The following is a 19,829-nucleotide window of genomic DNA, read 5'->3' as shown; positions in this document are numbered from 1 at the left end:
CCTTTTTTATTTTGTAAGATTTGCCTGAACATAATCGTAGCTTTTTTTGAGACTTTCCATCTTATTTGGCATATAGATGTTGTCTTGCTCAACAAAAGCATATTTAAGTCCGGCTTTGTTCTTTTCTTTGACGATTTCAGGAAAGTTGATACTTCCGGTCCCCACTTCAGTATACTTGATGTCATTGAAGATTTGCTCAATCGGCAATTTTCCATCTTTGGGCCATTCAATGGGATTGGATTTTGTTTTATCCATATCTTTGACATGCCATAGTTTAAAACGGTTGGGGAATTTTTCAAACAAGGCTATCGGGTTTTTACCCGCTTTTTCTGCCCAGAAAAGGTCTAATTCAAAATCGACCAGATCAGGTTCAGTGAATGCTAACATCACCTCTTCACCGGTCGTATTATTGCCCAGATCCCTAAATTCCCAGAAATGGTTGTGGTAGGCAACTTTTAGACCCAATTTTTTAGCCTGTTCACCAGCTTTATTCAATTGCTCGGCAGCATAGAGATAATCATCTTTTTTCAATGCATTCAAATCAAACATCGGTGTTACAGGAGCAATTACATATTCTTGGCCAAGTTCTTTTGCCGCATCAAAATAAGCCGCAAGATCTTCTTTGTCGGTATGCGCTTTACTGAGGTATTTGGACATATCGTAATGGCCTGAATGTGTTTTTAGACCGTTATCATCCAATATTTTCTTCAACTCTTTGTAAGGCAATTTCCAGAACTGCTTGGCTGTGGCGTCTATCCCATAGAGCTCAACATGTTTATACCCAATTTTGGCAATTTGTTCCAAAGATCCTTTCGGATCTTTATCCATTAAATCGCGAATGGAATACAGCTGTACACCTATATTCTGTAATGGATTGTCGCTGATTGCACCGGCTTTATTTTGACAAGATATAAAGTTGGGCACCAGATAAGCTGCCGAAAGACCTATTCCAGCTTGCTTTAAAAATTGACGACGAGAATTGTTCATCATATAATTGATTACTTGTTAGTGTACAATGTACAATTATTTGTTCAGAAATCAATGGTGCTGCAAGGAATATTTTTGAAGTGTATGCTGAATCTTAACCCATAAAATTTTTGGATGGTCAATGTCTTGTAGGTTGGGAAGAGTTCTTTTTAGGGGAGGAGTGCGGAGTTCTTCACACCAATAAAAAAGGTCTGAAAATTTTTCAGACCTTTTTTCTATTCAAGTAGGAAACTTAAACAGTCATGATATCTTTTTCTTTCAGTTCAGCCAATTTATCAACTTTTACAATGAATGCATCCGTTAACTTTTGAACTTCTCCTTCAGCAGTTTTGATTTCATCTTCTGAAGCGCCATCATTTTTTAATTTTTTAATGGACTCGTTTATATCTTTACGGATATTACGAATACCAATACGGCCTCTTTCAGTTTCCTCTTTTACTTTCTTCACCAAATCACGTCTTCTTTCTTCTGTCAAAGGAGGAATATTCAGACGAATAACGATACCGTCATTCTGTGGGTTGATTCCTAGGTTAGCGTCAGTGATAGCTTTTTCAATTGCGTTGATGAGCGATTTTTCCCAAGGTTGGATAACAATAGTCCGTGCATCAGTTGTATTGATGTTGGCCACTTGTGAAAGTGGAGTGGCGCTACCATAATAGTCTACTGAAATTCCATCTAACATCGATGGAGAAGCTTTACCCGCACGAATTTTAGTTAATTCGGATTCGGTGTGAGCAACTGCTTTGGACATCTTGTCTTTACAATCGTCCAATTCAATTGAAATTAGTTCGTTCATATAAGATTACGTTTTTTACAGATTTAAATTATTTAACCACAGTTCCGACATGTTCACCATTAGCAAGTTTCAATAAGTTGCCTGGTTTGTTCATATCAAATACGATGATCGGTAATTTGTTTTCTTGACAAAGGGTAAAGGCTGTCATATCCATAACATTTAATCCTTTCTCATAAACCTCTGTGAATGATATTTCTTCAAATTTTGTTGCAGTAGGATCTTTTTCAGGATCTGCAGTGTAAATACCATCAACACGGGTTCCTTTCAATACGGCATCGGCATTGATTTCGATTGCACGCAAAGATGCAGCGGTATCCGTTGTGAAATAAGGGTTTCCTGTACCAGCTCCGAAAATAACAATACGGCCTTTTTCCAAATGGCGTACAGCTCTTCTGCGAATAAATGGTTCGCAGATTTGCTCCATTTTGATCGCAGTAAGCAAACGTGTCTTTTTCCCAACTTTCTCAAGCGCATCTTGAAGTGCCATGCTGTTGATGACTGTGGCAAGCATGCCCATATAGTCTGCCTGAACACGGTCCATGCCTGATTTTTCGGCGCTTAGACCACGATATATATTACCGCCACCGATAACAATTGCAATTTCTAGACCTTGATCGTGAAGTTCTTTGATATCATTAGCGTATTGTGATACACGGTTAATATCGATACCGTAGCTTTGGTCACCCATTAAGGATTCACCGCTAAGTTTTAATAAGATACGTTTGTATTTCATAATTGTTTTTTTGGAAATTTTCCAAAGGTCAAAGATAAAATATTTTTTTTATCCCTTAAGCCTAAAATAATATTTATTGTGCTTTTATTGTTTGATTAATGACTTCTCCGTAATACTGTTCATATAAAGGCATAATATTGGACAATTGGAATTTTTTCGCATGATTTAATGCCGCTTCCTTAAATTTTTCTAAGCGCTCTCCATCTTCCAAGATATAAATCGCATTTTTCGCCATATCTTCAACATCACCAACAGCACTGAGAAATCCAGTGACGCCGTTTTCATTCAGCTCAGGTAACCCTCCAGTATTGGAAGAGATAACTGGAACCTGACAAGCCATGGCTTCTAAAGCCGCAAGACCGAAACTTTCCGAACTTGAAGGCATCAGAAATAGATCTGATACAGACAGTATTTCTTCCACTGCATCCTGTTTCCCCAAGAAACGGACGTCCTTGCAGACATCAAGTTCTCTGGATAGCTCTTCTGCATTTCGACGCTCAGGACCGTCACCTACCATCAGTAATTTGGAAGGGATAACATCATGTACTTTCTTAAAAATACGGATAACATCTTCTGTATTTTTAACTTTTCTAAAGTTGGAAGTATGGACCAATATACGCTCATTGCCGGGGGCAATGGCTTTTTTGAAATGTGACCGATCTTTATTGCTAAATCTGTCGAGGTCAATAAAGTTGGGAATCACTTTGATATCGCGCGTAATATCAAAATATTGAAGCGTCTGATCTTTCAGATTCTGTGATACAGCGGTTACGCCATCGGACTGATTGATGGAGAATGTTACGACCGGACTAAAACTCTTGTCTTTGCCAACCAATGTAATATCTGTCCCGTGTAAAGTCGTCACGACAGGAATATTAATGCCGTAGGTAGTGAGTAAGATCTGTTTGGCCATAAATGCCGCTGATGCATGTGGAATGGCATAGTGGACGTGGATCAAATCCAACTTTTCGAAACGAACAACATCAACCAGTTTGCTGGCTAACGCAGATTCATAGGGTAGAAAATCAAAAAGAGGATACTGCGAAACAGCTACCTCATGATAATATAGGTTTTCAGAAAAGAAATCCAGACGTGCAGGTTGTCGATAGGTAATAAAATGAATCTCATGTCCATTTGCGGCCAAGGCCTTTCCTAGTTCGGTTGCAACTACACCACTTCCACCAAAGGTGGGATAACAAACAATTCCTATTTTCATCTGCGTAATTATGTCTGAGCGCATATTTTAACGGCATCCCGTTATAAACGCTGTTTATTTTTTGTTAAAAGGCTCCCGGGAACCTCGTGTTAGTACTTTGATTGTCGTTGTTCAAGACTCGCAATGCGCATTACATACAAATGCTATTCATTCATGTGGCACCAACGAAGTTCTTTAGCTTGACAATTGCTCTCTTATTTTACTTCATGATAACAAGGTAAATTGAAGATGCTTATTCCTGAATTTTGTGTTGCAAATTTCGTCTATTTATGCGTAAAATAACAAAAACCAATTGCCATAGTTTTGTGAATTTTTTGATTGGTTAAAAAGCACTATCTTTAAATAGACATTAAATCGGTATATGGATAACTTTATAAGTGATATTTCAGGACAGCAATTTCCTTTGGAACAACGTATTTTGGGGGCTTCAATCCGACAACCCATTTTTAAGCTGGTAAAAAAGGAATATCCAGGTTTTAGTAAGGACAAGTATATCGCCGCAAGCGAGTTGACACGATTTAAAGAAACTTATATCGCCGAATTTCTGAAAGATGAGTCTGGACAGTTAAGTCAATTGGATCAGCAGGTCATCAACAGTTTTAAGGAAAATAAAGTAATCAGCGCAAGTTTGGATGGAGATAATATGGAGCCAGTCAGCGTAGGAGACCGGGTTGCCGATAAAGTAGCTGAGTTTGGCGGAAGCTGGACCTTTATTATTTCCTTTATCTTATTTTTGATTGTCTGGATTGCGGCCAATATCTTTTGGTTAAATAATAAAGGCTTCGATCCTTATCCCTTTATTTTACTGAACCTCATTTTGTCCTGCGTAGCTGCTTTGCAAGCTCCAGTTATTATGATGAGTCAAAACAGACAGGAAGATAAGGATCGTGAACGTGCAAGAAATGACTATATGGTCAACTTAAAGGCTGAACTCGAAATCAGGGAATTGCATGAGAAAATAGATCATCTCATTATCCGCAAAGAACAAGAACTTGTCGAAGTACAACGGGATCAAGTGGAAAAATTGAGCTTTCTATTAAAAAAGATGGAAAAAATAGAAGAAGCATTTAAAAATAAATGAATTTAGAAGGAGTAATAGGAGAACTTACGTTTAAGTTTTCCAGATCAGGTGGAGCAGGTGGACAACATGTAAACAAGGTGTCATCGAAAGTATTGTTGCAGTGGGATGTTGCGCTATCCACAGCTGCTTCTGTTGAAGAAAAAGCAATGATTTTCACTGCGTTGGCAAATCGTATCAATAAAGAAGGAATACTGCAATTGGAGTGCGATATCGATCGGTCGCAGATCCGTAATAAAGAAATCGCAATCGATCGCTTTAAGCGTATTGTGGAAGGCGCACTTGTGCCGGAAAAACCCCGAAAAAAAACTAAAACTCCGTATTCGAGTGTGCTAAAAAGACTGGATCGAAAGAAACAGCAGTCTCAATTGAAAGCCTCAAGGAAAAAGAATTTCGACGAATAAAGATGACAATATCACGTATTGTTGTAAATTAATTGTTTAATTATCAGTATTTTGTATTTTAAACTAATTTATTAGTTGTAAAACTATGATTTTAGTTATAACTTGTGTATTGATTTATTATTCTGGTATTTATTTTATTCCTGAGGAGTTATGGAGGATTTTAAAGAGTTAACGAAAGCCGAGGAGCAGATTATGCAAGAGCTCTGGGAGATGGGCCGTGGCTTTGTCAAAGAAATTATTGATCGACTTCCGGAGCCGAAACCGGCCTATAACACAGTCTCGACCATCGTTCGTATTCTCGAAACAAAGGGCTTTGTAAGGCATGAATCTTTTGGTAAAAGTCATCAATATTTACCAAAGATTTCAAAAGAGGAATATAAGAAAGGTATTACAGGAAAGTTATTAACGAATTATTTTGATAATTCGCCTAAGCGTATGCTCTCTTATTTTTTGGAAGAGAATAGGCTGGACATCAAAGAACTTGATGACATCTTATCGATCATCGAACGTAATAAATAACAACCAATACCCTTTTATAAACTTTTTGATTATGATTTACTTATTGATTGTCAATATTTCATTGATTATCAGTTTTGTGCTCTACAAACTGATTTTTAGAAAACTTACTTTTTTTCAATGGAACCGGATCTATCTGATTGGAATGGTTGTATTTTCCTTATTAGCTCCTGTGGGTATTTTTATTGAATTACCCAAGACGGAAATGATTTCCAATCATATTCCACAGGTCGACTTAGGAACATATATGGATGTCGAAATCGGGAGCCCGATCGAAAAAAAACCTCTTTTTCTGTTGGATATTCTTTCCAAGATCTATTGGATAGGAGTGGGAATCGCCTTTTTTTTCCTGGCGATACGGATCAGGCAACTTGTTCGGGTATTGCGTTCTTCTCCTGAGTACCTGAGTTTTTCTTTTTTTAATAGAATAGTGATTGGGAAATCGATTAAAAACAAGAAAAATATTGAATGGCACGAGCAGGTCCATACTGCGCAGGGGCATTCCTACGATTTGCTGTTGATTGAGCTACTTAAAATTTTCAATTGGTTCAATCCTGTTGTGTATTTCTTTCAGAAGGAAATCAGATTTCAACACGAGTATATTGTAGATGAAATTTGTTCGACCGATAAAGTGGCTTATGCAGAAATGTTGGTTGCTCATGCATTGCGTACAGATCAATTGGCTTTTTCACATGAGTTTTCGAATCATTCTTTTTTAAAACAGCGCATCACGATGTTATTTAAAGATAAATCTGTACAAAGACAACGCTTGTTATATGCGATTGTGCTGCCCATGCTATTGGTGGTAGCGGGGTCTACTTTAGTCTTTAATACGAGTAGGGCCAAGGCTATGGTAGCTGATGTAGAAGAAAGCGTCAATGGGTTAACTGTGACTGATGAGCAGACATTGCCGAGCCAGTCTGAGGAGCTGAAAAATGGACAGGTAAATGAAGACAGTAAGGTCTACAAAGATCCTGAGATCATGGCCATTCCAGTTGGAGGAATGAAAAAGTATGTCATGGGATTGGCCAGTAGAATCCACGTGAGTGATGAAGCAATCAAAAATAATGTGATCGGGGTAATTGTCATCACAGCCATCGTGGAAAAAAATGGTGAGTTGAGCCATATAAAGGCTAAAAATGATTTAGGTTATGGCCTGGCATCCGCTGTGGAAAATGCTGTAAAAGCAAGTGGGAAATGGAAACCCGCAATTGTCAATGGGAAAGTTGTTCGATCGTTGCTTTCCTTACCCGTTACCGTTGGCGGAAAAACGACGTATTATTGGGAGGAAACTGACACATTGGGCAGAAAGGTCCGGATATCATCGCATTCATTCCCGGGCGCTGAATATGGTGAAGAGACGGAAAAACAACTCAGGGAAGTAAAATCGATAAGGACGGAAGATGAGAGCGACCGCTGGAATCTTTCGTTGGATTTCCAGGATGATTTAGTTGCCTTTAATAAAGTTGAAGTACAACCAACACCTATTGGGGGAATGCAATCTTTTATGATCTGGGTAGGCAATAATTTTGTTTTTCCTGAAGCAGCTATTAAACACAGTGTTAACGGTATAATCGAAGTGGTCTTTATTGTCGAAAAGGATGGTAGTTTATCCCATTTTGATGTGAAAAAAGATCTTGGTTATGGGACCAAAGAGGCTACGTTGGAACTCCTAAAAGGTGCGAAAAAATGGAAACCAGGGATAATAAATGGTAAACCGGTACGTGTGGCTTACACACTGCCGATTCGTTTAAATTTAGAGAAGTAAAGATTAGATCATAAATATGCAGAGCAGATTCATTCAAATTTTCTATTTTATTACGGTTTTGGCCATGCTTTCTTCCTGTAAGTCCTATAAAGTGGTTCCCAACGGTTTCGCGGTACAAGGAGACGAGTATTTTGTTAATATTAACAAAGAGCTCACCGTATTTCTCGGAGATGATATAATGGAGGATAAAAATTGGCAAGGTAAGACTAATCCGATTAATGCAAAGCAGGTTGACAATCGATTTCGTCGTGTATTGCGCTATTTGCGCTATTCAGATACCGCGTATCAGGTATTGTTTTCTGGACATCTAGAAGGAAAATATCAATATGACATGCTTGCTGTAGTCAACAATTCCCCAAATGTAAAGGGGAAGAAAAATCACCTACTTGATTTAAGTTCTTTTCAACGGGAGCAACATAAGGAAGGACGGTATTTTTATACGACTACAACTTTTAAAGGCCAAAAGCTGCTTCATTTTGTAATTCCTTTTAATGGGCGCCTTTGGCAAGAGAAAATGGTGTCGTTGATTTTTCTCTTCCCGGAGGATTTTACCGATATCGCCTGGGCCAAGGATGTGGTCATGTCCAATGTGGCTATGTATCGTGATCGTTATAAATTTACCCCGAGCCGCACAGAGATTTTATGTCCTGATGATGGTAGTAGCCGTTCGCATTTAGATTATAAAATTCCGGAAGAAAAGGTGAATAAAACAGGTTACATGTTAATGAAAGCTTATGGTGAAGTTGGCGGAGAACGAAAACTGGTTGTTTACCGCGTGATGAAGCCTGGTGATTTTTATGGTTCCTTTGTGACTTGTAAAGGGGATTATGAAATTCTATATACCACATTGCAAGACAAGATTGTTTGGCAGACCAAGGTGAATACAGAGCGGGATGTCGAATTCTAACGAAATAAATTGAAAGCCTTGGATCAATAATCCAGGGCTTTCAATTTATTCTTTAAATGTGAAATTTCATTTTGGAGCTGTTCAACTTTCTCCAATAGATGACTGGCAACCTGAATTCCGGCAGGATTTACTTCAAGATCATAGTAGAGATTTGAAAAGCGTTCCAATTTTTGGAGCTCCTCTTCATCAATATATTGTTCTTCTTGTTGAATGACAATATGTATGAGTCCGTATTCCTCCATGGTTTGCAGGAATGTTGTTTCAACCTTTCTGGACTGGCAGAAGTCGATGACTTTAATGAGTGTCGTTTCCATAAGATTAGTGTTTTAAATCCTTCAACTGTTGGAACAAGGCCTTTTCTTCGGCAGACAGATTATTGGGCATTTGAATATTCAATGTGACATACAGGTCGCCAAATTCACTTTCTTTGCGATACAAAGGGAAACCTTTTCCTTTAAGGCGCATTTTTGCACCATTTTGACTTTCGGCTTTAATCGTCAGTTTTACTTTTCCGCCGAAGGTATCTAAGGTTGCTTCACCGCCCAAAATAGCTGTATAGAGGTCGACGTCGAGTGTCGTGTATAAGTCATTCCCCTGCCGTTTAAAACGGACATCAGGTGTGATGTTGATAGTGATATAGAGATCTCCTTTTGGGCCGCCGTTGATGCCCTCTCCGCCATAACCTTTCAATTTGATCTTTTGACCATCCTCTACGCCAGCATGAATCGTGATACGGATACTTTTTCCATTGATATTGAAGGTCTGTTGATGTGTCGTGTAAGCTTCTTGTAAGGTTAAGCTGAGCTCCGCATTAAAGTCCTGGCCACGGAATGTACTTTGACGGCCTCCTCCGCGTCTGCTACCAAACATCTGTTCGAAGAAATCAGAGAATTGCCCATCATCAAAGTTTCCAGTGTACTCATGGGGACCGCCACCACCAAATGGATTTCCTCCAGCTCCGAATGGATTTCCTCCGTTAGATTGGGACTGACGGTATTGTTGTTGCGCTTTTTCATACTCCTCTCCATGTTGCCAATGTTCACCGTATTGGTCATATTTTTTGCGCTTTTCGGGATCGGATAATACTTCATTTGCCTCATTAATCTCCTGAAATCGTTGTTTGGCCTCATTGTCATTGGGGTTGACATCAGGGTGGTATTTACGGGCTAGTTTTCGATATGCTTTTTTGATGTCATCAGCTGAAGCTGTTTTATCAATGCCAAGCACTTTATAGTAATCTACAAAAGCCATAAATTATACTTGTTTTGTATTAAAGATAACAATAATTGTGAATAAAAGGTTTATGCTAAAGGTCATTTTAGCGGCATAAAAAAAGCAAGTAAACAATCATTTACTTGCTTTTTTGTATTGTACAAAATAATCCTTGATAAAGCCAATAATTTGACCTTACTCTTTATTACTGTCGATGACCAGGCGATTTTCCCTATTGGCTATTTGCCATGCCGTGTAAAATGCGAGCTTTTCGCGTTTTACCATTAACGGAAAGTCGATCTTGTCATAGGTATCTGCAGGCGTGTGGTAGTCCGGATGCAGGCCCGAAAAATAAAAGACAGAAGGAATCCCTTTCTTGGCAAAGTTATAATGATCGGATCTATAGTACAAACGCATAGGATCCTTTGGATTGTCATACATATAGTCAATCTCCAGTTTTGTATGTTTTTCATTCTCATTTTTATTGATCTCATATAACTCGGAGCTCAATTTATCTGAACCGATAGCATGGATATAATCATGATTGCCTTTGAGATGCTTGTCGTCGACACGTCCTATCATATCAATATTAATGCAGGCAACGGTGTTTTTCAATGGAAATATCGGATTTTCTGTATAGAATTTGGAACCTAGTAAACCTTTTTCTTCTGCAGCATAGGTGATGAACAAAATGCTGCGACGTGGGCCATTTCCTGTTGATTTAGCTTTCGAAAAAGCGCGTGCCAACTCAAGGACGGCTGTTGTGCCCGAGGCATTATCATCGGCTCCAAAGAAAATATTTCCTTTGGAATCCATTCCATCGTGGTCGTAGTGGCCGCCAATCACAACGATTTCGTCTTTTTTATCTGTTCCTTCCAGGTAGCCAAGAATATTTGGATCAGCTAAAGGGGCCGCATTGGTCCCAAACTCAGCTTTAAAATTTGTTGAAATAACAAAGGAATTAGGTTGTCCCGTACGATTAATCTTTGCAACAACAGTAGCAAGGTTGGTTCTCGCCAGGTTTAGAATATAATTTGCGGCATGGTCTGTAATATTAACCACAGGGATCATCGGCGATTTTTCGGGCGCAGGTTGGTCCACCGCCAAATTATAACGGCCCTCAATAGCGCGGTCTCCCGCATCCTCCAAAAGTTGGGACAGCTGACTATTGATCGCTAATACCATTTTGGGATTGTGTTTAAGGATCTCTTTGACCTTTTTATTTCGGGTTGTTGCCCAGTCTGAAGCCGCCTTTTTGCTGGTAATCCATGAATTTCCTTTCTCATCAGTTGGCTCATTCTCATTGATCAACATAACGATCTTATTGTGGAGATCCATGCCCGAGATATCCGAATACCTGGGATCATCTATGCCATAACCAATAAACACGATTTCATTGCTTTCGAAGAATTTATTCTCGTTGTTGCCAATGACAAAAATGTCCTTACCATGCTGAAAGGGTCTATCGTTAATACTAAACTGTTTTACTTTAAAGCTGTTGCGAATTAGTTGCAGGGGTTGGAAATAGGAACCATTGACAGGCGCACTAAGTCCATATTTTTTAAATTCATTGGCAATATATTCTGCTGCCAGACGTCCGCCTTTTTGGCCCGTTCCCCGGCCTTCAAAATCGACAGAAGCTAAAGTGCGCAGATGCTTCTGGGTAGATTCTACCGTGATTTCATCGGCATATTTACTGTTTATGTCCTGTGCATTTGCACAGCTCATCAGAGCGCATGCTATCCAAAGCAGGTTGTATATTTTTTTCATTGTTTATTTTTACTAGTACGACTTTCAGCGTCTTATTTTGTAATTCTAATTGACCAGATCAGCCGAGAATCAACTCCTTGATTGATATAATAGGTCACTATCTGCACAATATATAAAAAAAGCGGATGAAAAGTGTAATTTGCTTATCATCCGCTTCTTAAAATATGTTAATTTACCTAACAGCTACAAGCTATTTTGTTTACGCGGTTAGCGTGACGCCCACCTTCGAATTCCGTGTTTATAAATGTGTTGACGATCTTTTTAGCGAGGTCAAGATCGATAAAACGTGCAGGTATACATACGACGTTCGCATCATTATGCTGACGGGCTAAAGCCGAAATTTCCTCCAACCAACAGATAGCAGCACGGATATTTTGGTGTTTGTTGGCTGTGATAGCAACACCATTTGCACTTCCACAAATTAAGACTCCGGCATCAGCTTCTTTGTTTTCTACCGCTGATGCAACTGGGTGTGCGAAATCTGGATAATCAACTGAATCTGGAGAATTTGTTCCAAAATCTGTTACCTCATACCCCAATTCATTTAGAAAACTTACCAAAGCGGTTTTGTATTCAAAACCTGCGTGGTCACTTCCGATCGCAATTTTCTTTACGCTGCTCATTTTATTGTTATTTTATTTTTCTTGTGCTAATTTTTTTCTTTTGACATCGGCCGAAACCATGATACTTATCTCATACAATAAGAACATTGGTGCTGCAACTGTCAACATAGTGATGATATCTGCAGAAGGGGTAATGACAGCTGCTATCACTAAAATAATTACAGTTGCATAACGACGGCTTGCCCGCATAAATTCAGGTGTCATAATGCCTATTTTTGAGAGAATAAATACCAGTATCGGGAGTAGGAAAACAATTCCACAGCCCAATGTCAACGTTGCTATCGTAGAAAGGTAGTTATCAATAGTAATCTGGTTGACGATTTCATCACTTAGGGATACATTGGCTAAAAAGTTGATGGATAAGGGTACAACGATGTAATATCCGAAGAGTGCTCCTAAAATAAACAATAAAGAAGAGTAAAAAACAAAACCACGTGCAGACCGTCTTTCCACATCGGTCAGCGCCGGTTTTACAAATAACCAGATTTCAAAAAGGAGGTAGGGAAATCCCATCATCAAAGCCATCAATAAACAGGAGTTTATCTGAAGCATAAATTGACCCGCCAATTCGGTATTGATGATATTAAAAGGAATTTTCTTGACACAGAAATCTGCTAAATTGAAAGCGTCTGCTGCCTTACACATCATGCGATAGGTCCAAAAATTTAAATTCTTGGGCCCCATGATGATATCGTTGAATACGAAATCATAGAATGTAAAGGCAATACCCGCAAAGATACATATCGCAATTGCTGAACGGACCAAATGCCATCTTAAGACCTCAAGGTGGTCGAAAAAAGACATTTCTGCTTCTATATTCTTCCCTTTATCTTTAATAGCTTGTATTAGATCTTTCGAATTAGGTGTACTCATAAAAATTGTTTGGAAACAAAAATACCATTCTTATTGTAAAGAATGGTATTTTTTATGTATGTAAAGATAATTTTATTTAATCTTCTGCAGGATATTCCGTTAGGTCGAAAGTTTCCATAAACTTTGTCGTGAAGTTGCCCGCTCTAAAATTAGGATCGCGCATCAATCTCAAATGCAAAGGAATGGTTGTTTTTATCCCCTCAATAACGAATTCGCTCAACGCACGCTCCATAGTACAAATTGCTTCCTCACGTGTTTGTGCAACAGTGATCAATTTAGCAATCATAGAATCATAGTTTGGAGGAATTGAATAACCAGAGTAAACGTGTGTATCTACACGTACACCATGCCCACCTGGTGAGTGAAAATTGGTGATTTTACCTGGTGAAGGACGGAAATTGTTGAAAGGATCTTCCGCATTGATACGACATTCGATCGCATGCATTCCCGGTTCATAGTTTTTTCCAGAGATTGGTATTCCCGCAGCCACCTTAATTTGTTCTTTGATCAGATCAAAGTTGATGACTTCTTCCGTTACCGGGTGTTCTACTTGGATACGGGTATTCATTTCCATAAAGTAGAAGTTGCGGTGTTTGTCAACCAAAAATTCGATTGTACCAGCACCTTCATAGTTTACAGCTTTAGCACCTTTGACAGCAGCCTCTCCCATTTCAGCTCTCAATTCAGGAGTCATAAATGGGGATGGCGACTCTTCGATTAATTTTTGGTGACGACGTTGGATCGAACAGTCACGTTCAGAGAGGTGACATACTGTACCGAATTGGTCACCCACAATCTGAAATTCGATGTGACGCGGTTCTTCTACATATTTTTCCAGGTAGATTCCATCGTTACCAAAAGCTGCCGCGGACTCAACACGTGCCGAATCCCAAGCTGGTTCGAACTCTTCATCTTTCCAAATGATGCGCATACCGCGACCACCACCACCAGCAGTTGCTTTGATGATAACTGGGTAGCCTATTTCATTGGCCAAGGTAATACCTTCTTTCACGTTTGAGATCAAACCATCCGATCCTGGAACAGTAGGAACACCAGCTTTTTTCATGGTATCTTTTGCACGGGATTTATCCCCCATTTTCTCGATCTGCTCTGCAGTTGCACCAATAAATTTGATACCATACTCTGCACAGATAGCTGAGAAACGAGCATTTTCCGATAAGAAACCATATCCTGGGTGAATCGCATCGGCATTTGTCAATTCAGCTGCAGAAATAATATTCGGAATGTTTAAGTAAGAATCTCTACTGGGCGGAGGACCAATACAAACTGCTTCATCCGCAAATCTTACGTGTAAACTATCGCGATCGGCAGTGGAATATACTGCGACACTCTTGATACCCATTTCACGACAGGTACGGATAATGCGCAGGGCAATCTCGCCTCTATTTGCAATTAATATTTTTTTGAACATTGTCTTGAATTATGAAGTTTGCAAAAAATGTAGCCCTTTGGAGGCTACATGTATTCATTTACGTAATTGTAAATTACTTAGGCTCAACTAAGAATAATGGTTGGTCGAACTCAACAGGTTGAGCGTCTTCTACCAAAATCTTAACGATTTTACCTGAAACTTCAGATTCAATTTCGTTGAATAATTTCATTGCTTCAATGATGCATAATACAGAACCGGTATTGATATCATCACCAACATTGACGAAAGATGGTTTACCAGGTCCAGCCGAACGGTAAAATGTACCGATCATTGGTGATTTGATTGTGATCAAGTTTGCTTCAGCGCTTGCGGCTGGTGCTGCAGGGCTAGCTACTGGAGCTGGTGCCGCTGCTTGTGCAACTTGAGGAGCAGCAATTGGAGCAACAGCAGGAACAGTAGCTGTTACGTACGTAGGCTCTTGATTTGTTTTTATTGTAATTTTAAAATCTTGCTCTTCAATTGAGACTTCATTCACACCTGATTTTGAAACGAATTTAATCAAGTCCTGAATTTGTTTGATATCCATACCCATAGTATTCTAGGTTTTGTTTGTTTCTTAAAAAATTCTAACTGTCAAAAGTAATAAATTATACCATAAAATGGACAACTAATACGCCCATTTTAAATAGATGGATCCCCAAGTGAAACCACCACCAAAGGCGGCAAGGATCAGGTTGTCTCCTTTTTTCAATTGAGATTCCCATTCCCATAAGCATAAAGGGATAGTACCACTAGTGGTATTTCCATATTTTTGAATGTTCACCATCACTTTTTCTTCCGGAAGCCCCACACGCTCTGCCGTTGCATCAATAATGCGTTTGTTGGCCTGATGAGGTACCAACCAAGCAATATCTTCTGACTTTAAGTTATTTTTGACCATAACCTCATGCGCTACATCAGCCATATTGGTTACGGCAAATTTAAACACTGTACGTCCTTCTTGGTAAGCATAATGTAATCCTGCATCTACAGTTGCGTGCGACGCTGGATTCAGTGAACCCCCACCTTTGATATTCAAAAACTGTCCTCCGGAACCGTCGGTTTTTAAAATAGCATCTTGTATACCCATTCCTTCTTCATTTGGTTCCAACAATACACAACCACAACCATCACCAAATAGGATACAGGTATTACGGTCCTGATAATTGATGACCGAAGACATTTTATCGGCACCGATAACAAGGACTTTTTTATGTGTACCAGCAGTGATAAATTGTGTTCCTGTATTCAGACCGAACAAGAAACCTGAACAAGCAGCCTGAAGATCAAATCCCCATGCGTTTGTAGCTCCGATTTTATCGGCCAGGATATTTGCAGTCGCAGGGAACAGCATATCTGGTGTGCTTGTACAAAAGATAATAAGGTCAATATCTGTAGCAGCTATACCTCTTTTTTTCAATAAACCTTGCACTGCAGGTACAGCAAGATCTGAAGTAGCAAGCCCTTCACCTTTTAAGATGCGACGCTCTTTGATTCCCGTTCTGGAAACAATCCATTCGTCGTTGGTGTCGACCATTGTTTCCAATTCTTTGTTAGTAAGGATATAATCCGGAACGTAACCATTTACAGCCGTGATTGCGGCGTGAATCTTTGACATAAATATTCTAATTGAAAATAGATCTGATGCTGTCAATGAATTTAGACTCGATCATATCTCTTGAAAATAAAACCATATTTTTAATGGCCTCAGGTGTTGAAATACCATGGCCAATAATGACAGGAGCATTAACTCCCAAGATGGGACTACCGCCGTACTGCTCGTAGTTGAATCGGTCGAAGAAATCATCTTTAAAACCTTTTTTCAATGTCACTACATAAAATGATTCTGCGAGTTTCAAGACGACGTTGCCTGTAAATCCATCACAGACGTAAACGTCGGCATGGTCGCTGAACAGGTCTCGGCCTTCTGCATTTCCGATAAAGTTAATCTTGTCGTTGGCTTTAAGTAGGGGGTAGGTAGAGGTTGTTAGGATGTTTCCTTTTTCTTCTTCTTCTCCGATATTCAATAATCCCACTTTAGGGTTGGATACATTAAACACATGTTCGGCAAAGACACTTCCCAAGATTGCAAATTGGTTCAACATCTCTGGTTTACAGTCCGCATTCGCGCCGACGTCCAATAAGATTCCGAAGCCTGATTTTAATTTGGGAACAATGGATGCTATTGCAGGACGTAATACGCCTGGGATAGCTTTAACGCTGAACATTGACCCCACAAGCATGGCGCCAGTATTACCAGCAGAAGCGAATGAGTCAATTTCTTTGTTTTTTAAGTATTCAAATCCCTTCGCAATACTTGAGTTGGGTTTTTGAGTTATTGCTTTGGTTGGATGTTCACCCATTGCAATGACTTCTGGAGCCTCCACATATTCAAAGTCAGATGAATTTCCTCCGGCTTGATTGATTAATTGTTTAGTCTCTTCAGTTTTACCAAAAAGGACTATTTTTTGGTCTCCAGTAAGCTGTTTTTGTGCTTCAATAGCACCCGTTATCGTTGCTTTAGGAGCATAATCTCCTCCTAAAATATCTAAACCAATCTTCATCCGTTATTATTTAGTAAATCAATAATACGCAAAAAACATCCCAAAGTAAAGCAAATTTCTAAAATAGTGCTTGTCTGGGATGTTTTGGTGTTATGAAAGGTTTACCTTAGACAACAGCTGTATTTTCAATGATCAATTTACCGTTGTAGTACAAGTTTCCGTCTACAGTATACGCACGGTGAGGTAAATGAACTGCGCCAGTTTCTTTACATACTGTCAAGCTTGGAGCTTCAGCTTTATAATGTGTTCTTCTTTTGTCTCTTCTTGATTTAGAAGTTTTACGTTTTGGATGTGCCATCTCGTATTTTTGTTTTAGTTATTTTTAATATTTCTCAATGCTTCCCAACGTGGGTCGATAATTTCTTCTTCTTTTTGTTCCTCTGAATCAGGCTCGCTTGTAAATAACGCGAGCATCTCAGGATCACATTGTATGCCTTGTCCCTGCTCTTCACATTTGACGATATAGGGAACAGCTAAGTTAATATATTCGTATAATAACTCAGCTATATCCAATTCATGGTCGCTTTTGGATAAGATCAATACCTCTTCGGTATTATCTGTCCAATCTTCATCCGTGAATTTGACTAATATGCGTTCTTGAATTGAAATCGGTGACATAAACTCTTTTAAGCAGGTATCACAAGTCAATTGAATTTCGCCTTGGATATCAAAATGCAAAATCAAAAGATTTTCTTGCTTTTGCAACTCAACTTCTGCTTTCAGATTGCCATCTTTTACAATCGAATGTTCGTAGCAGTCAAAGAACTTTTTATTAATGTCAAACTCAAAATTGTGCTTTCCAGCGTTGAGCCCCGAAAAGGGAATTCTGTATTGTTTTAGATGTTTCACAATCTTGCATTTGAGCCTGCAAAGGTATGTATAAAATCATTAGGATAGAAATATTTTTTTAAATATTCCGAAGCAAAGCTTTATATACACCGGTAGCAGGGATTATTCATAATAATTTTTACCTAATTCTATCTTTTCGCGTCCATTTGCCATACGCCATTTGTTGGTGTCACGTAGCGAATAAGCACAGCCACAATATTCCTGCATATAAAACTTCTCCTTTTTAGAGACTTCAAGCATGCGGGCAGAACCACCTTTCTTGCGCCAATTGAACGTCCAGTATTCCATCCCTTCGTGGCGGGAGGCAGCACGTAAACCGCAGTCGTTGATCTGTTCCATGTTTTTCCAGCGTGAGATACCCAGTGAACTTGAAATCACATCAAAACCATTCGCAGCAGCATATTCGGCTGTTTTTTCAAAACGCATATCAAAACACATGGTACAACGGATACCTCTTTCCGGCTCCTGCTCCATCCCTTTGGCCAAATCAAACCAATGATCAACATCGTAGTCCGCATCAATAAAAGGGATATTATGTTTTTCCGCAAATCGAATGTTCTCGTCTTTGCGTAAATCATATTCTTTGCGGGGATGAATGTTGGGATTGTAAAAATAGATTGTAAAATCGATATCCGAAGCAATGAGTGCTTCCATTACTTCTCCAGAACATGGAGCACAGCAGGAGTGTAAAAGTAATTTTTTGCCCTCTCCCGGTAATGTCAACTTCTCCCTTACAAATTCCTTATTTTCCATAATTGTATGTGCTAACAAAAACAAAGGCAATTTTAATCAAAAAGTAGCGAATTGACAAATATTTCCGTTTTACTTATACGGGTTTGCCCCTAAAAGAATCATATAAATTCATTGATATTCTGCATATATTAGTAGATTTGTATGTTTAACGCAATACGCTATTTTTAATAAAAAATATATGAAATTTTCGTTTCAATCCTGTATTATCCTATTCGTTGCTAGTGTAATAGGTTTTACTTCCTGCAAGAAACTGGATGATGAACCTGTACGAACGGGTGCTACTTTGATCTCTAGATTATATGTTTCTTTCTCGGATTACGACCAGAACAATTCTGCGCTTAAAAACATGATGATTATCGATCCGGCTGATACGACCAATTTAGATAATATCTATCAATATCTTTCTCCGGCGAAAGGGGGCGGACCAATTCTTTTCGATGCTGCTGCCCGGGCTATCTTTCAGGCGAGTGTTACGGCACAGGATACTTTTCTTCAAGTGATTCCATTTGCCAATGAGATCTATGGAATTCCCGGTAATGCAGGTGCTATTGGATACCGTGGTTTTACGAATGTTAGAGGATTGGCCTATTATACGTATGCCCAACAAAATGGTACATCTGGATCTGTTACAACACCATTTCTTTTGGCGGTTACAAATCGTGGAGCAGGTAACTCCATGTTATACGCAATAAGTACACCAAGTGGAAAAGTGGGATCAAAAGGTGGAGCACCAATCATTGACAAGCAGATTAATCTTGGGAACATTGTTCCGAGTTCACTGACCTTATTGAACAGCAATACAAGTGATAGTAATGAGAAATTGGTGCTAATTGGTTTTAATAATGAAGGAACAGAAAATAAAAGTGGTTTTGCAGTATATTCACAACTCAAACAAGAACTCATCGACCGTCCTCGTGATACCATTGTAGCTTCCACTAAATTTACGCCAATGATGAAAGTATATATCAATGGCAAAACGGGGTTAGGCTCGGTGTCCTATGCACCCAAAAAGGGGTTGTTGGCGGTAACTTCCGGTAGTGAAGTGCTATTTTTCAAAGATCCAACGACCTTATTTAGTGGCACGAAGGATAAAATGAACGTGGAACCGGATTATGTTGTCGGTGGGGCTAATACGGGCTTGGTAAAACCAGGGGGTATAGCGATTGATGACCGTACCGACCAGGGGAAATTCTTTTATGTTTCTGATCTAACGAATCGTACAATTTCGCGTTTTCCATTGGTTGGCTTAGGCGAAGGTAGTTTAAAACCTGATATTGCGGCGAAAACCTATGGCTCTATGACGCCCAATTATATCTTTTTAGATGCTCGTGAAGCGAACAATTTCTAA

22 protein-coding genes are annotated in these 19,829 nt (G+C 39.2%); 6 read left to right on the top strand and 16 right to left on the bottom strand.

All coding sequences use genetic code 11. The features are described 5' to 3' along the window. Positions 1 to 6: 6 nt before the first annotated feature. The 4 genes from AAW12_RS03835 to bshA all read right to left on the bottom strand — a co-directional run bounded on the left by AAW12_RS03835 (position 7) and on the right by bshA (position 3,732). On the bottom strand, positions 7 to 990 hold the full coding sequence (locus AAW12_RS03835; RefSeq protein ID WP_231585196.1) for a sugar phosphate isomerase/epimerase family protein: 984 nt from the start codon (positions 988 to 990) through the stop codon (positions 7 to 9). Between the two features lie 229 nt (positions 991 to 1,219). Further along, positions 1,220 to 1,783: a ribosome recycling factor gene (frr, locus tag AAW12_RS03830; protein WP_046672285.1), complete on the bottom strand. Its 564-nt coding sequence runs from the start codon at positions 1,781 to 1,783 to the stop codon at positions 1,220 to 1,222. Between the two features lie 28 nt (positions 1,784 to 1,811). Continuing rightward, positions 1,812 to 2,516 carry a UMP kinase gene (gene pyrH, locus AAW12_RS03825; RefSeq protein ID WP_046672284.1) on the bottom strand — a complete coding sequence of 235 codons (705 nt, stop codon included), beginning with the start codon at positions 2,514 to 2,516 and terminating at the stop codon, positions 1,812 to 1,814. A gap of 73 nt (positions 2,517 to 2,589) precedes the next feature. Continuing rightward, complete coding sequence (gene bshA, locus AAW12_RS03820; protein WP_046672291.1) at positions 2,590 to 3,732, bottom strand: N-acetyl-alpha-D-glucosaminyl L-malate synthase BshA; 1,143 nt, start codon at positions 3,730 to 3,732, stop codon at positions 2,590 to 2,592. Between the two features lie 361 nt (positions 3,733 to 4,093). On the opposite strand from bshA, the gene AAW12_RS03815 reads away from it, so the two are divergent. The 5 genes from AAW12_RS03815 (at position 4,094) to AAW12_RS03795 (ending at position 8,405) form a co-directional block, all read left to right on the top strand. Further along, positions 4,094 to 4,813, top strand: a complete 720-nt coding sequence (locus AAW12_RS03815) for a DUF1003 domain-containing protein (RefSeq protein ID WP_046672283.1) — start codon at positions 4,094 to 4,096, stop codon at positions 4,811 to 4,813. Continuing rightward, entirely contained in the window at positions 4,810 to 5,214 is a 405-nt protein-coding gene (gene arfB / locus AAW12_RS03810; RefSeq protein WP_046672282.1) for an alternative ribosome rescue aminoacyl-tRNA hydrolase ArfB, read from the top strand. Before AAW12_RS03815 ends, arfB begins: the two co-directional genes overlap by 4 nt. Positions 5,215 to 5,364: 150 nt before the next feature. Then, complete coding sequence (locus AAW12_RS03805) at positions 5,365 to 5,733, top strand: BlaI/MecI/CopY family transcriptional regulator (RefSeq protein WP_046672281.1); 369 nt, start codon at positions 5,365 to 5,367, stop codon at positions 5,731 to 5,733. Between the two features lie 31 nt (positions 5,734 to 5,764). After that, positions 5,765 to 7,498 (top strand): energy transducer TonB, encoded by a 1,734-nt coding sequence (locus AAW12_RS03800; RefSeq protein WP_046672280.1) that lies wholly within the window; start codon positions 5,765 to 5,767, stop codon positions 7,496 to 7,498. 16 nt (positions 7,499 to 7,514) lie between these two features. Next, positions 7,515 to 8,405: a hypothetical protein gene (locus AAW12_RS03795; RefSeq protein ID WP_046672279.1), complete on the top strand. Its 891-nt coding sequence runs from the start codon at positions 7,515 to 7,517 to the stop codon at positions 8,403 to 8,405. A 23-nt stretch (positions 8,406 to 8,428) separates the two neighbouring features. On the opposite strand, the gene AAW12_RS03790 is transcribed toward AAW12_RS03795, so the two are convergent. From AAW12_RS03790 to AAW12_RS03735, 12 genes are all read right to left on the bottom strand, one after another. Beyond that, the gene (locus AAW12_RS03790; protein WP_046672278.1) at positions 8,429 to 8,719 is read right to left on the bottom strand and encodes a chaperone modulator CbpM; all 291 of its coding nucleotides are present in this window, start codon (positions 8,717 to 8,719) and stop codon (positions 8,429 to 8,431) included. A 4-nt stretch (positions 8,720 to 8,723) separates the two neighbouring features. Further along, positions 8,724 to 9,656, bottom strand: a complete 933-nt coding sequence (locus AAW12_RS03785; protein ID WP_046672277.1) for a DnaJ C-terminal domain-containing protein — start codon at positions 9,654 to 9,656, stop codon at positions 8,724 to 8,726. Positions 9,657 to 9,812: 156 nt separating this feature from the next. Then, the gene (locus tag AAW12_RS03780) at positions 9,813 to 11,387 is read right to left on the bottom strand and encodes a M28 family peptidase (protein ID WP_046672276.1); all 1,575 of its coding nucleotides are present in this window, start codon (positions 11,385 to 11,387) and stop codon (positions 9,813 to 9,815) included. A 176-nt stretch (positions 11,388 to 11,563) separates the two neighbouring features. Further along, entirely contained in the window at positions 11,564 to 12,010 is a 447-nt protein-coding gene (gene rpiB, locus AAW12_RS03775) for a ribose 5-phosphate isomerase B (protein WP_046672275.1), read from the bottom strand. 12 nt (positions 12,011 to 12,022) lie between these two features. Continuing rightward, positions 12,023 to 12,883 (bottom strand): twin-arginine translocase subunit TatC, encoded by an 861-nt coding sequence (tatC, locus tag AAW12_RS03770; protein WP_046672274.1) that lies wholly within the window; start codon positions 12,881 to 12,883, stop codon positions 12,023 to 12,025. A 76-nt stretch (positions 12,884 to 12,959) separates the two neighbouring features. Further along, positions 12,960 to 14,315 (bottom strand): acetyl-CoA carboxylase biotin carboxylase subunit, encoded by a 1,356-nt coding sequence (accC, locus tag AAW12_RS03765; protein ID WP_046672273.1) that lies wholly within the window; start codon positions 14,313 to 14,315, stop codon positions 12,960 to 12,962. Between the two features lie 73 nt (positions 14,316 to 14,388). Then, on the bottom strand, positions 14,389 to 14,868 hold the full coding sequence (gene accB, locus AAW12_RS03760) for an acetyl-CoA carboxylase biotin carboxyl carrier protein (RefSeq protein WP_046672272.1): 480 nt from the start codon (positions 14,866 to 14,868) through the stop codon (positions 14,389 to 14,391). Between the two features lie 75 nt (positions 14,869 to 14,943). Next, complete coding sequence (locus AAW12_RS03755) at positions 14,944 to 15,933, bottom strand: beta-ketoacyl-ACP synthase III (protein WP_046672271.1); 990 nt, start codon at positions 15,931 to 15,933, stop codon at positions 14,944 to 14,946. 7 nt (positions 15,934 to 15,940) lie between these two features. Next, positions 15,941 to 16,879: a phosphate acyltransferase PlsX gene (gene plsX, locus AAW12_RS03750; RefSeq protein WP_046672270.1), complete on the bottom strand. Its 939-nt coding sequence runs from the start codon at positions 16,877 to 16,879 to the stop codon at positions 15,941 to 15,943. A gap of 106 nt (positions 16,880 to 16,985) precedes the next feature. After that, positions 16,986 to 17,177: a 50S ribosomal protein L32 gene (gene rpmF / locus AAW12_RS03745; RefSeq protein WP_046672269.1), complete on the bottom strand. Its 192-nt coding sequence runs from the start codon at positions 17,175 to 17,177 to the stop codon at positions 16,986 to 16,988. Between the two features lie 14 nt (positions 17,178 to 17,191). Continuing rightward, on the bottom strand, positions 17,192 to 17,728 hold the full coding sequence (locus AAW12_RS03740; protein ID WP_046672268.1) for a YceD family protein: 537 nt from the start codon (positions 17,726 to 17,728) through the stop codon (positions 17,192 to 17,194). Between the two features lie 102 nt (positions 17,729 to 17,830). Beyond that, positions 17,831 to 18,481 (bottom strand): epoxyqueuosine reductase QueH, encoded by a 651-nt coding sequence (locus AAW12_RS03735; protein ID WP_046672267.1) that lies wholly within the window; start codon positions 18,479 to 18,481, stop codon positions 17,831 to 17,833. Between the two features lie 178 nt (positions 18,482 to 18,659). On the opposite strand from AAW12_RS03735, the gene AAW12_RS03730 reads away from it, so the two are divergent. Next, the gene (locus AAW12_RS03730) at positions 18,660 to 19,829 is read left to right on the top strand and encodes a hypothetical protein (RefSeq protein WP_046672266.1); all 1,170 of its coding nucleotides are present in this window, start codon (positions 18,660 to 18,662) and stop codon (positions 19,827 to 19,829) included.

Source organism: Sphingobacterium sp. Ag1 (assembly GCF_000988325.1).
In the GTDB taxonomy this organism is placed as follows: domain Bacteria; phylum Bacteroidota; class Bacteroidia; order Sphingobacteriales; family Sphingobacteriaceae; genus Sphingobacterium.
The sequence above is the reverse complement of the archived record's forward strand: the minus strand, read 5'-3'. Positions and strand labels throughout refer to the sequence as shown.

Excerpts from the sequence above, each read along its gene's own strand:
- AAW12_RS03835 (WP_231585196.1), bottom strand. The coding sequence starts at position 990 with ATGATGAACAATTCTCGTCGTCAATTTTTAAAGCAAGCTGGAATAGGT.
- frr (WP_046672285.1), bottom strand. The coding sequence starts at position 1,783 with ATGAACGAACTAATTTCAATTGAATTGGACGATTGTAAAGACAAGATG.
- pyrH (WP_046672284.1), bottom strand. The coding sequence starts at position 2,516 with ATGAAATACAAACGTATCTTATTAAAACTTAGCGGTGAATCCTTAATG.
- bshA (WP_046672291.1), bottom strand. The coding sequence starts at position 3,732 with ATGAAAATAGGAATTGTTTGTTATCCCACCTTTGGTGGAAGTGGTGTA.
- AAW12_RS03815 (WP_046672283.1), top strand. The coding sequence starts at position 4,094 with ATGGATAACTTTATAAGTGATATTTCAGGACAGCAATTTCCTTTGGAA.
- arfB (WP_046672282.1), top strand. The coding sequence starts at position 4,810 with ATGAATTTAGAAGGAGTAATAGGAGAACTTACGTTTAAGTTTTCCAGA.
- AAW12_RS03805 (WP_046672281.1), top strand. The coding sequence starts at position 5,365 with ATGGAGGATTTTAAAGAGTTAACGAAAGCCGAGGAGCAGATTATGCAA.
- AAW12_RS03800 (WP_046672280.1), top strand. The coding sequence starts at position 5,765 with ATGATTTACTTATTGATTGTCAATATTTCATTGATTATCAGTTTTGTG.
- AAW12_RS03795 (WP_046672279.1), top strand. The coding sequence starts at position 7,515 with ATGCAGAGCAGATTCATTCAAATTTTCTATTTTATTACGGTTTTGGCC.
- AAW12_RS03790 (WP_046672278.1), bottom strand. The coding sequence starts at position 8,719 with ATGGAAACGACACTCATTAAAGTCATCGACTTCTGCCAGTCCAGAAAG.
- AAW12_RS03785 (WP_046672277.1), bottom strand. The coding sequence starts at position 9,656 with ATGGCTTTTGTAGATTACTATAAAGTGCTTGGCATTGATAAAACAGCT.
- AAW12_RS03780 (WP_046672276.1), bottom strand. The coding sequence starts at position 11,387 with ATGAAAAAAATATACAACCTGCTTTGGATAGCATGCGCTCTGATGAGC.
- rpiB (WP_046672275.1), bottom strand. The coding sequence starts at position 12,010 with ATGAGCAGCGTAAAGAAAATTGCGATCGGAAGTGACCACGCAGGTTTT.
- tatC (WP_046672274.1), bottom strand. The coding sequence starts at position 12,883 with ATGAGTACACCTAATTCGAAAGATCTAATACAAGCTATTAAAGATAAA.
- accC (WP_046672273.1), bottom strand. The coding sequence starts at position 14,315 with ATGTTCAAAAAAATATTAATTGCAAATAGAGGCGAGATTGCCCTGCGC.
- accB (WP_046672272.1), bottom strand. The coding sequence starts at position 14,868 with ATGGGTATGGATATCAAACAAATTCAGGACTTGATTAAATTCGTTTCA.
- AAW12_RS03755 (WP_046672271.1), bottom strand. The coding sequence starts at position 15,933 with ATGTCAAAGATTCACGCCGCAATCACGGCTGTAAATGGTTACGTTCCG.
- plsX (WP_046672270.1), bottom strand. The coding sequence starts at position 16,879 with ATGAAGATTGGTTTAGATATTTTAGGAGGAGATTATGCTCCTAAAGCA.
- rpmF (WP_046672269.1), bottom strand. The coding sequence starts at position 17,177 with ATGGCACATCCAAAACGTAAAACTTCTAAATCAAGAAGAGACAAAAGA.
- AAW12_RS03735 (WP_046672267.1), bottom strand. The coding sequence starts at position 18,481 with ATGGAAAATAAGGAATTTGTAAGGGAGAAGTTGACATTACCGGGAGAG.
- AAW12_RS03730 (WP_046672266.1), top strand. The coding sequence starts at position 18,660 with ATGAAATTTTCGTTTCAATCCTGTATTATCCTATTCGTTGCTAGTGTA.